Here is an 11,875-nt window from a genome sequence, read left to right on the forward strand (position 1 = left end):
ATCCCTCGCACTAGCCGAAGTCGCGGGAGCGGGTGGTCAGCTCGCCCAGCCAGGCGCTGCGGTCGATCAGGCGCTGCACGATCAGGTGGCCGACCCCTTCGCTGTACTGCCATTCCCCGTGGGCCTCCAGCAGGCGGCCGTGCAGGACCTCGGCGCGAAAGCGCTCCACCCGGTCCGGCCAGACGATCAGGTTCAGCGTGCCGCTCTCGTCCTCCAGGGTCAGGAACACCGTGCCGTTGGCCGAGCCGGGACGCTGGCGGGTAATGACGATGCCGGCATAGCGGGCACCGGGATGCCCAGGGCGTTCCAGCAGCCGGGCGGCGGTGGGTAAACGTCTTTGCTCCAGGAACGGGCGCATCAGCGCCAGCGGGTGCGGGCCCAGGCTCAGGCCCTGGGTGGCGTAGTCCTGCACCAGGTCATCCACCGCATCCGGGCGCGGCAGCAGCGGGGTCACGTCGGCTTCGCGCACTGTGTCGGCCGGGGCGTCGGCGAACAGGGGCAGGGGTTCCTCCACCGCCTCGGTTGCCCAGCGCGCCTGGTGGCGGTTGCCGGCCAGTCCCTTCAGGGCGTCGGCGCGGGCCAGGCGGTTGGCCTGGGCACGGGTCAGGGCGGCGCGGGCGACCAGATCCGGCACGTCCGCGAACGGGCGCTCGGTGCGCGCGGCGACGACGCGCTCGGCCACGGCCTGCGCGAGCCCGCCGACCCGGTTCAGGCCCAGGCGCAGGGCCAGCGCGTCGCTCCCGGCCACCGGCTCCACCGTGCAGTCCCAGTCACTGCAGCGCACATCCACCGGGCGCACCTCCACGCCGTGGCGGCGCGCGTCGGCGACGATCTGTGCAGGGGCGTAGAAGCCCATCGGCTGGCTGTTCAGCAGCGCGCAGGCAAAGATCGCCGGTTCATGGCACTTGAGCCAGGACGAGACATAGGTGATCAGCGCAAAGCTGGCCGAGTGCGACTCGGGGAAGCCGTACTCGCCAAAGCCAAGGATCTGCTTGTACAGCTGCTCGGCGAACTTCTCCGGATAGCCGCGTTGCCGCATCCCGTCCATCAGGCGCTCGCGGTAGCGCGCGAGCTGGCCGGTACGGCGCCAGGCCCCGATCGCGCGGCGCAGCCCGTCCGCCTCGCCGGCGGAGAAGCCGGCCGCGACCATCGCCAGCTCGATCACCTGCTCCTGGAAGATCGGCACCCCCAGGGTGCGCCCCAGCACCCGCCGGATCTCGGGATTCGGATAACGCACCCGCTCCGGGTGGGCACGGCGCTTCAGATATGGGTGCACCATCTCGCCCTGGATCGGGCCGGGGCGCACGATGGCGATCTCGATCACCAGGTCGTAGAAGTTCGCCGGCTTCAGGCGCGGCAGCATGCTCATCTGCGCGCGCGACTCGATCTGGAACACGCCCAGGGTGTCGGCCTTCTGCAGCATGTGGTAGACCGCCGGATCCTCGGCGGGGATGTCGGCCAGACCCCAGTCGCGGCCCCGGTGGCGCGCCATCAGCTCCAGCGCGCGGCGCACGCAGGAGAGCATCCCCAGCGCCAGCACGTCGATCTTCAACAGCCCCACCGCGTCGAGGTCGTCCTTGTCCCACTGGATCACCGAGCGCTCCGGCATCGCCGCGTTCTCGATTGGCACCAGCTCGTCCAGCCGGCCCTCGGCGATCACGAAGCCGCCGGTGTGCTGCGACAGGTGGCGGGGGAAGCCCAGCAGCTCGGCGGTCAGCGCCTGCCACTGTCGGGCCAGGGCACCATCCGGATCCAGCCCGACCTCGCGCAGGCGCTCGGCGGGGATGCCGTCGTCCCACCAGGCGAGGTTGGCGGTCAGCGCATCCAGCCGCGCGCGCGAGATGCCCAGCGCGCGGCCGACGTCGCGCAGGGCGCTGCGCCGGCGGTAGCGGATCACCGTGCAGGCCAGCGCCGCGCGCTCGCGGCCGTAGCGCTGGTAGATGTACTGGATCACCTCCTCGCGGCGCTCGTGCTCGAAGTCGACGTCGATATCCGGCGGCTCGCCACGCTCGGCGGAGATGAAGCGCTCGAACAGCATGCTGGAGCGCGAGGGGTCCACCGCCGTGATCCCGAGCGCATAACAAACGGCGGAGTTTGCCGCCGAGCCGCGCCCCTGGCACAGGATCCCGCGGCCGCGAGCAAAGCGCACAATGTCGTAGACCGTCAGGAAGTAGGGCTCGTAGCCAAGCTGCGCGATGATCCCGAGCTCGCGTTCGATTTGTTCGGACACCTTCGGCGGGATGCCGTCGGGCCAGCGCCCGCGCGCGCCCTTCAGGGTCTCCTTGCGCAGGTAGGCGGCCGGGCTCGTGTCCCGGGGCAGGGGATCGGTCGGGTAGCGGTAGGTGACCGCGTCCAGCGAGAAGTCGCAGTCCCGCGCGATCCGCACACTGGCCGCGAGCCAGGCGGCGGGATACAGCGCGGCCAGGTCGTCGCGCGGGCGCAGGCAGCGCTCGCCGTTGGGGAAGCGCGACGGGGCCGCCTCGGCAACTGTGGTGCGCAGGCGCAGCGCGGTCAGCACGTCCTGCAGGGCACGCCGGCCGCGAGAATGCATGTGCACATCGCCGCAAGCGACGATCGGGAGTCCCACCGTGTCGGCGAGCTGCTGTGTGCGGGTTGCCAGCGCGGCATCCTCCGGCGTGCGCAGCTGGCTGACCGCCAGATGGGCCTGCCCCGGCGCGGCCCACCCGGCCAGCCAGCGGGCCGCTTCGGCGAGCGTCGGCTCCGCGATCTCGGGCTCGATACGCAGCAGGACGTGCCAGCCGGCACGCGCCTCGGCGGGCAGGGCGTCGAGGTCCGCCTGTGTCAGGTGGTAGTGCCCCTTGTCCGCCGCCCCGCGTGCATGGGTGATCAGCCGGCACAGCGCGGCATAGCCCGCCGCATTGCGCACCAGCAGGGTCAGGGCGGGGCCGTGTGCCAGCTGGAAGGTCGCCCCTAGGATCAGGTGCAACCCGCAGTCCTTCGCCGCCGCGTGCGCGCGGACCACGCCGGCCAGCGAGGCGATATCGGTCAGCGCCAGCGCGCGATAGCCCAGCGCTCGGGCCCGCTCCACCAGCTCCTCCGGGTGCGAGGCCCCGCGCAGGAACGAGAAGTTGCTGACGGCCGTCAGCTCGGCGTACTCCGATGGTTCGGGGGTAGTGGCATCCATATACTGTTTATATAAACAGTATTACGGGCTGGCAAGAAACCCTGGCTTCGAGCCGGTGCGCCGGCTCCGGTATGGTAGGCCCGCTACCGGCCGATCCCAGTGACGACTCCCCTATGCGCAGCGCTATCTACAACCTGCTGATCCTCCGCCTTACCTCGCAGTGGTATGCCGAGGTCATGCGGCGGCTGCCGGACGGGGCGGCCCTGCTGGACGTGGGCATTGGCACCGCCGGCGCGCTGCTCGCCAATGCCGACACGGCGCGCGAGAAGGGGCTCGTCATCACGGGGATCGATATCGATGCCGACTACATCCAGCACGCCCGGCGAGCCCTGCGCGACTCGTCCCTGGCCGATCATGCCGAGGCCCGACTCGAATCCATCTACGACCACACGGGTGGCCCGTACGACGCGATCTACTTCTCCGCCAGCTTCATGCTCCTGCCGGACCCCGAGGGCGCTCTGCGCCACTGCCGCAGCCTGCTGAAGCCGGAGGGGAAGGTCTTCTTCACCCAGACCTTCCAGGCCCGCCCCTCCCGCTGGATGGAACGCTTCAAGCCGCTGCTCAGACGCATCACCACCATCGATTTCGGTCGCGTGACCTACGAAGAAGCGTTTTGGGAACAGGTGGCGGGGGCCGGGTTTGTGATCGACGAGTTCACCACACTCGGACGCCACGGCTCGCGCGCATCCGTCCTCGTCATCGCCCGACCCGCCAGCTCCGCCTGAAAGCACGCCGGTTCGCCGCCGAGGCTGGGGTCTACCCACTGTAGGAGGCGAGCCCCCTCGCCGATCAGGCATGTCCAGCGCCCCATCGCCCAGAGGGCTGGGCTCCTACGAGAGAAGGGGGCGCGTGCGGCATGTGGCACGCTGGTTCGCCGCCGAGGCTGGGGCCTACCCACTGTAGGAGGCGAGCCCTCTCGCCGATCGGGCGTGTCCAGCCTCCATCGCCCAGAGGGCTGGGCTCCTGCCGGAGAGCGCACGCCAGAGGCGTCAGACCAAGGGTGCGGCGGTTCCCGCCTTCGGGCTCAATCCTCGCCCAGGGGAACGATCTCCAGTGCGACCTCCACCTCGCGCTCAGTGCCGTCGCGCCATACCCGCAGCGTCACCACGTCGCCCTCCTCGCGCCCCAGAATCACGCGCTGGATGTCGATCGGCCGCGTCACGCGCTGTCCGTCGATATGGGTGATCACGTCGATATCCACCGGGAACGCGCGCCCGTTTACCAGCAACACGTTCTCCGGCCGCCGGATGCCGGCGCGTTCGGCCGGCCCGTCGGCCGAGGTGTCGGTCACCACCACGCCATGCTCTGGCAGCCCCAGCTCCGCGCGCAGGCCGCGCGGGTAATCCACCACCCGCAGCGCCACCTCCATGCCCATGCGCGGGCGTTCCGGCAGCTGCGCCGCCGCGGCCGCCAGGCCGGAAAAACCGCCCGCGCGCAGCTCCGCCATCGCCGCGGCGACCAGGTTGCTCGGCACCGCCAGACCGATGCCCGCGAAGGTTCCGGCCGGCGCCAGGATGGCATTGTTCACCCCCACCGCCTCGCCACTGGAATCGAGCAGCGGCCCGCCGGAATTGCCGGGGTTGATCGCAGCATCGGTCTGGATGTACGGGATCTCGATCCCTACCAGCCCCGGACGCTCGCGCTCCAGCGCCGACACGATCCCGGCGGTGACCGTCGAATGCAGGCCGAACGGATTGCCGATCGCGATCGCCTTCTGGCCGACCTGCAACCGGTCGGAATCGCCCAGCGGGATCGGGCCGGGGTCGGGCGCCGCCGCCGGGTCCACTAGCTCCAGTAGCGCCAGATCCACGTCCGGGTTGGCACCGACCACCCGCACATCGTGCTCCACCTCCGGCGTCCCGAGGAACGACACCGTTAGCGTCGCCCCTGGTGCCAGATCGATGCGGTCCTCCTTCGCCTCGCCAACCGTGGCCGCGATCACGTGGAAGTTGGTGATGATCTGGCCCTCGTCGTTTACCACGAAGCCACTGCCACCGATCACCTCGGTCATCTCGTCGGGGCCCGCGTCGTCCTCTTCTGCTGTTCTCGACACCCGCACCGAAACCACGCTCGGCCCCGCCTCGCGCGCCACCGCGATCGTGTTTCGCTCGTCATCCAGGCCTTCCGTCGGCTGGCTGATGGCACAGCCTGCGGCCGATACGACTGCCAGCAGAACAAGCACCAACCCGGCCCCATGCAGCATCCGATATGGCCCCGCCATAATGCCCCTCTCTTTTCGCCAGCATCCCGCGGGTCCGCTCGGCACCGAACCCATGTCCCTTCGATCATAGACCGCGCTCCGCAGCCGACGCAGGGCGCAAGCACACCCATGCCAAAACGGGGGACTGCGGCGTACGGCGATGGTGGATTCCCGGACGTGCCAAAAGGTGGATGTCCCGTTAGTCTTCCTCAGCGAAACGGCGATACCGCCTCGAAGCGCTTGCATTTGGAGCGATACACGAACGGGACTGTCGATCCTGACGGTAGATAACCTGGAGCTCCAATGCAGCCGGAAAGGCAGCGTGGAGCCGGAGGAGGGTGGGTTGCCGCATTCTCACGTCGCCGAGGCTGGGGCCTACCCACTGTAGGAGGCGAGCCCCCTCGCCGATCGGGCATGTCCAGCGCCCCATCGCCCAGAGGGCTGGGCTCCTACGAGAGAAGGGGGCGTGTGCGGCATCTGGCACGCTGGTTCGCCGCCGAGGCTGGGGCCTACCCACTGTAGGAGGCGAGCCCTCTCGCCGATCGGGCATGTCCAGGGCCCTATCGCCCAGAGGGCTGGGCTCCTACGAGAGAAGGGGCGTGTGCGGCATCTGGCACGCCGGTTCGTCGCCGAGGCTGGGGCCTACCCACTGTAGGAGGCGAGCCCCCTCGCCGATCGGGCATGTCCAGCGCCCTAACGCCCAGAGGGCTGGGCTCCTACGAGAGAAGGGGGCGTGTGCGGCATCTGGCACGCCGGTTCGTCGCCGAGGCTGGGGCCTACCCACTGTAGGAGGCGAGCCCTCTCGCCGATCGGGCATGTCCAGCGCCCCATCGCCCAGAGGGCTGGGCTCCTACGAGAGAAAGCGGCTGTGGCGGCGGGTGAACAATATGGGTGTCCTTTATCTTGCTTCACCTTCAGAAAAGTACATCTGTGCCCGTCCTCGTCGCTGCTTGACCCATTGGCTGTTATTTCGCAGGCTCGATGTCCATGTCTCGCGCGGTCGGACCGCAAGGAACTGCGTGGGCTTTCAGTCGTGGGGGTGCTGGCCCGGGTTCGAGCGGAGTGTAGAGCAGGCGCCGTTCGCGAATGCTTTTGTGCAAGGGTCTCACGGGCGCTCGCTGCTCGGGATATCGCCCGGCCGAGCGACCAACCGCGTGACTCCCGCCAGGACAGTGCATGACAGAGATGATCTCGCGTAAAGAGGAGGTAACAATGAAGCACTCTTTTGGCTTCGCACTAGTCGCAACGATCTCGTTGATCTCCGGCTCGGCGGCTGCGGACGATGTCGTGGTGGTCGATCAATCGATTCTGAAGCAAGACGTCCTGGCGGCTCAGGACGCTTGGTGCGAGGCGCTTGTCGATATCAGTACCACCTATGCGGAAAGCGGGCATGAAGCCGCCAAGGCGCTCGCCGCAGACATCATCGACGAAGCATATGCCTACCAGATGGGCACGGTTCTCTTCAAACCCACGCTGGCGCAGAAACCGGACACGTTCCGCATGACCCGGGAAGGTGCATTGTCGTACTTCGTGGGGGGCGATTCCTCTTTTCCTGACGACTCCGGGTTTGCTCTCGAGGCCTGGAAGGAGTGCGAACCACAGAATGCCGGAATCTTCATCGATGGCAAGAGCGCGATCACGATGGGGAAGGTGCATTTCACGGACCAGGATGGAGAGGTTACAACCGTCGACAAGACCTGGGGTTTTGTGCGCGATGACGCCGGTGCATTGCGCATCAATCTGCATCACTCGTCGCTGGAGTATCAGCCGGATTAAGGGACTACTGGCCCGATGGAAAAGTGGGTGTCCTCTTTCATGATCGTGTAACCCGGATGAGGGATCGGCGGAATCGGCATACAGCGAACCCGTCCTTCAGGCTTCGGGCTTCCGTGCCAGCAACATGTAGTTGACGCTCATGGAGCGCGACAGCCACATCCGGCGGGAAAGCGGATTCACCTTGACTCCCGTCTGCGCCACGGGCTCCAGGCCGTCCCGCGCGAGCAGCGCCCTCGTTTCCCGCGGTGTGACAAAGCGCTTCCACTGATGGGTGCCCCGGGGCAGGATGCGGAACAGGTACTCGGCACCGACAATCGCCACCACGAACGAGACCGGATTGCGATTGATCGTGGCCACGAAGGTGTGGCCGCCGGCGCGCAGCATGCGGTTGACGCTCGCCATGAACGCGGGCAGGTCCGCCACATGCTCCACCACCTCCATGTTCAGGATCACGTCGAAGGTCTCGCCTCGTGCCGCGAGGGCTTCCGCGGTGTTCACTTCGTACTCGATATCCAGGCCCTGCTCCGCGGCATGAAGCCGAGCCGCGGCGATGTTCCGGTCGACGACGTCCACGCCCAGTACATTCGCGCCCAGGCGGGCCATGGCCTCGCTCAGCAGCCCGCCGCCACAGCCAATATCGAGGATGCGCAGGCCGTCCAGGGGGCGCTCGGCCTCCGCGTCCCGCCCGAGCGAGTGGCAGAGTTGGTCGCGGATGTAGTCACTGCGCAGGCCGTTCAGCACGTGCAGGGGCCAGAGTCTTCCATCCGGTTCCCACCACATCTCGGCCAGGGCGCGGTAGCGTTCCACCTCGGCGGGATCAACGGTTCGGTCGTGTTCCACATTCGGAGAAGTCATGGGCTGGGTCGCTCGCCATCGGCACAAAGGTCTCTATCCGACCACACGCTGCCAGTTTCGATCGCAGCGGCGGGCGCACCGAACGATCATGTACCCCTGATCACTCGCCATAGGCCTGAGCGATTCTGGGCCCGGTAGGCGCCTGCAAGCAGGCTCCCTCAGGATGCTTTTGGTGTCCCGGGGCGACCGGCAACCGCGCAGCGGTAAACGGCCCTTGGAAACAGGCGAGGTGACGTCAGAGAGTCCGGCTCTCCGCGGTCGTATTGGCCGGTTACCGGGGTCCAACCCTGTCATTGATCAGCACAACGGTCGGAACTTGCTGTGCCGTCGGGTCAACCAACGAGTTGAGGAAATCGCCATGGTCACCTAAAACACGGGTTAGGTGCGATCGCTCAACAGGTTGTCCAGCAGGAGAAAGCGTCATGAGTTGCCAGGAACATCCGAATCACGATCATGAACACGGACCCGGCTGCGGACACACCGCGGTGGAGCACAATGGACACGTGGATTACCTGCATGATGGCCATCTCCACCACCCGCATGGCGACCATGTTGACGAGCATGTCATCGAGGTGAGCGAAACGAACCCCGATCACTGCACCCCGGACCATCAGTGCCAAGGTCACGACCCGAATCACGTGCACGGTCCCGGCTGCGGCCACGAGCCCGTTCCGCACGGGGACCACGTCGACTACCTGGTAGACGGCCACCTGCATCACCCCCATGGTGACCACTGCGACGACCACGGACCCCTCAAGGTCGTCGCATCGGGGACCTGACTCGCGCCATCCGGGCCACCTTCGCGATGCGGCACCGCGTCGCCGTGCATGCGTTTGACCTTACCTTGGTCCGGCCCCGTCATGCCCGCGATATTCCGTCATTGCGAGGTCTCGCAGAGACCGCGGCAATCTGCCGGACCGTTCCGAGAGGTTGCTGTTCGCTCGGTACCGTAGGTGGCCCTTGTGACCGCCCGCAATGATCGACGAGCCAAGGCACAAGGTCAGATCCTGGTTTTCGTCCCCGTGTGGCCGGAAGAGAGCCCCTCGGAATCAGAGCGCCCCTTTGCGCCAAAGTTGGCCGGGCAGGGCAACAGGCAAGGTCTGCCCCGGGTCCGCGCCGGTTCGTCGCCGAGGCTGGGGCCTGCCCACAGTAGGAGGCGAGCCCTCTCGCCGATCGGGTGTGTCCGGCTCACCATCGCCCAGAGGGCTGGGCTCCTACAAGAAAAACAAGAAAAAGGGCTGGGGCGGTGTGCGCGCAAGATGGGCGACCTCTTCCGCTAACGCGGCGGTCTGCTCAATCTGAAGGCAGACCCCGGGCCCTCCTGCGACTGAAGACACCACCGCACCGAGCGCTAGAACTCGATGTCGTAGCGCAGCTCTTCGTCCGGCTGACGCAGGAAGTTGCCCTGCACCAGGTCGATTTGCGACTGCCACAGCAGGGCCAGGCCGTCCACATCCTCCACATAGGCCGCCATGGTGCGTGCGCCGCTGGCCCGGGCGATGTTCAGCAGCGGCTCCAGGCGCGCGAGCTTGTCGGCGGCATCGTGCAGCCCGTGGGTCAGTGGACGCGCGACCTTCACGTAGTCGGGCTGCAGGCTGCGCAGTAGCTGCGCCGGCTGTTCGCTGGAGAGTCCGAAGTGCTCCACGGCCACTCCGACATGGATATCGCGCAGTGTCCCAATGACCCGTTCGGCCTGCTGCAGGTCCGCCACGATGTCTTCCTCCGCCAGCTGCAGTACCAGCGCTCGGGCTGGCAAGGCCGCCTGGGCGAGGATGCGCCCGAGCCAACCTGCCAGGTCCTTGTCGCGCAGCGACCCGCGCGACAGTTTGACGAAGAACACCGAGTCCGGATGGGTGCGCAGTCGTGCGCCCAGGATGTCCACTGCGTTGGCCAGCACCCAGCGGTCCAGCGCCCGGTCGAGGTCCAGGTGTCCGGCCATGTTGACGAACGGGCCGGGTAATTGGGTGTGGCCTTCCGGATCGCGAATCCGGAGCAGCACTTCGTAGCGCTCCGTGTTGTCGGAGCCGGCGATGTTGGCGATCGGCTGATACACCAGAAAAAGGCGGTGCTCGTGAATCGCCCGAGTGATCACCTGGCGCCAGTGCTGCTGCTGGGCGGCACCGCACTCCGGCGTGATCAGCGCCGGGTCCAGCTGGATACGGTTTCCGCCCTCCCGGCGGGCCTGCGCGCAAAGCGCAAGAGACTGGTCCACCGCATCTGCCGCGGGAATGTCGGCCAGTGCCGTGATCCCGATGCTCAGGCCCGGGTACGGCGCGTGGCTCGGGGCACCATGCGGCGCCGGGACCTTCGCATAAAGGGCATCGCCCCAGCCTGACAGGGCTTCCGCGTCGCCTCGGTTCAGCAGCACGAGGGTCGCGTTCTCGCTGAATCGGGTGATGCGCTCGCCCGCGGCCAGGCCTGACGCGATTCGCCCCAGCAGGCGACGCTGAAGCAGCGAGAAACCGGCCACTCCCTGTTCCCGGATCAGACTTGAGGCCTCGTCCCATTCGACGCAGGCGAGGGCGACGATTCCGGGCTGAGTGGCCAGCCCCGCTCGCCAGTGGTCCAGCAGGGGCGCCAGGTCGCCGGAGCGCAGGGTGGCGGGGGCCCGCCCGGCCCGACGACGTCGGCGGCAGAGGCGCGCCTCGGAGCGGACACGCGCGGGCGCCGCCTCCGGCGATATGTGCGCAAGCCGAGGGCCCGGCTCGGCTCCAGGGCCATCTGGTGGCGTCAGCAGAACGCGCGGGATGTCGAACAGCGATGGGTCCTGATCAAGGGAGCGGGACAGGGCCGCGGCCTGGCCGGGCGTGATGTCCACGTCGATCACAATGGCCTCGGGCAGGCTCTCCAGGGCTTGGCCCGGCACATCGTCCTCCGGCAAGAGACGCTGGATGTCGAGTGCCGGGGCCTCCTGCAGGGCGCGGGTCGGGGAGACCGACTGCCCGGTGGTGACCAGCATGATCCGCAGCGGATCCCATGGGCTGGAGTCGACCAGGCCCTCCAGTGTCGCGGCGATCTCGGAGGGAATCGTGGGCATCGACAGGACCGCGTCCCAGTCATCGATCGTGGTTGGCTGTTCCCCGCCCTGGGAAGCTTGCAGGATCAGGATATTGGGCAACGCTGCATCGTCATCCGGTGTTGGCGGGCCCGGCGGCGCTGCCAGGACGACGCGTGCATGAGGCGTCGCTGTCGATTCGGCATGCACTGCCTCCTGCAGGCTGGCGAAGGCGTCCACCCGAAAGCCACAGGCCACCAGTTGCAGTGCCAGTTCGTCGCGTTCAGCGCCGGCCGGCCCGAGCAACTGGAACCGCAGTCGGTCGGGAACCGGAGTCGGCATACTGTCGGGCTCCGGAGCCGCCGGGAGCCCCTCCGACGCGGCGAGATCGTCCGGAAGCGTCCCCTGCAGGCGCAGGATCAGGGCGCCAATGGTCTCCTGCTCGTTGGAGTTGGGAGGCAGCGGGCTTTGCAGATGCTGGGCCACACGCTCGTCAATGCGCCGTGCGGTGTTCAGCGCTTCCTTCAGCGCCGTCCCGGCCAGCCCTCCGGCGATCACCCGGGTCAGCGCGCGGATCTCCCCCAGGTCCACATGGCGGCAGCCACGCTGCCGGATCATGTACCACCGGTCGGCCAGGTCGGCGACCATCCGTGGCAGGCCCCGGACAAACTCCCGGCTGGTGGTGTTATCGGATGGAGTTGGAGAGGACTTCGCCTGCGGGGTGCTGCCGGAAACATCGGCCATGTGATTCAAAGTCCTTTTGGAATGTACCTTGTGAACTATAGACAACCCTTCCACGCATGGTTGAGTTTTTTGGTACTGCCTTGACCCATTAGCGGCCTGCGCCGGAATCCAGCCTCCAGCGAAACGGCGATACCGCCCCAAAGCGCTTGCGCCTGTGCGT

The 11,875-nt window shown here is 67.5% G+C and carries 7 protein-coding genes; 2 read left to right on the forward strand and 5 right to left on the reverse strand.

Features of this window, described 5'->3' with window-relative positions; translation table 11 throughout:
* Positions 1–10 precede the first annotated feature (10 nt).
* Entirely contained in the window at positions 11–3,145 is a 3,135-nt protein-coding gene (locus tag F468_RS0112690) for an error-prone DNA polymerase (RefSeq protein WP_018995312.1), read from the reverse strand.
* Positions 3,146–3,258: 113 nt separating this feature from the next.
* Between F468_RS0112690 and F468_RS0112695 the strand changes: the two genes are divergently transcribed.
* Positions 3,259–3,870, forward strand: a complete 612-nt coding sequence (locus F468_RS0112695) for a bifunctional 2-polyprenyl-6-hydroxyphenol methylase/3-demethylubiquinol 3-O-methyltransferase UbiG (protein WP_018995313.1) — start codon at positions 3,259–3,261, stop codon at positions 3,868–3,870.
* A 299-nt stretch (positions 3,871–4,169) separates the two neighbouring features.
* Here F468_RS0112695 and F468_RS0112700 read toward each other — a convergent pair whose 3' ends face one another.
* Positions 4,170–5,348: a trypsin-like peptidase domain-containing protein gene (locus F468_RS0112700; RefSeq protein WP_018995314.1), complete on the reverse strand. Its 1,179-nt coding sequence runs from the start codon at positions 5,346–5,348 to the stop codon at positions 4,170–4,172.
* 1,173 nt (positions 5,349–6,521) lie between these two features.
* Between F468_RS0112700 and F468_RS0112705 the strand changes: the two genes are divergently transcribed.
* Entirely contained in the window at positions 6,522–7,121 is a 600-nt protein-coding gene (locus tag F468_RS0112705; protein ID WP_018995315.1) for a hypothetical protein, read from the forward strand.
* Positions 7,122–7,217: 96 nt separating this feature from the next.
* Here the strand turns inward: F468_RS0112705 and ubiG are convergent, their stop codons facing one another.
* The 3 genes from ubiG to F468_RS0112720 form a co-directional block, all read right to left on the reverse strand.
* Positions 7,218–7,976, reverse strand: a complete 759-nt coding sequence (gene ubiG / locus F468_RS0112710) for a bifunctional 2-polyprenyl-6-hydroxyphenol methylase/3-demethylubiquinol 3-O-methyltransferase UbiG (RefSeq protein WP_018173895.1) — start codon at positions 7,974–7,976, stop codon at positions 7,218–7,220.
* Between the two features lie 392 nt (positions 7,977–8,368).
* A complete protein-coding gene (locus tag F468_RS0112715) occupies positions 8,369–8,722 on the reverse strand; it encodes a hypothetical protein (RefSeq protein WP_018173894.1) in 354 nt (117 codons plus the stop codon).
* A gap of 605 nt (positions 8,723–9,327) precedes the next feature.
* The gene (locus F468_RS0112720) at positions 9,328–11,619 is read right to left on the reverse strand and encodes an EAL domain-containing protein (RefSeq protein WP_018995316.1); all 2,292 of its coding nucleotides are present in this window, start codon (positions 11,617–11,619) and stop codon (positions 9,328–9,330) included.
* Positions 11,620–11,875: the final 256 nt, after the last annotated feature.

The organism is Thioalkalivibrio sp. ALJ2 (assembly GCF_000378325.1).
In the GTDB taxonomy this organism is placed as follows: Bacteria; Pseudomonadota; Gammaproteobacteria; order Ectothiorhodospirales; family Ectothiorhodospiraceae; genus Thioalkalivibrio.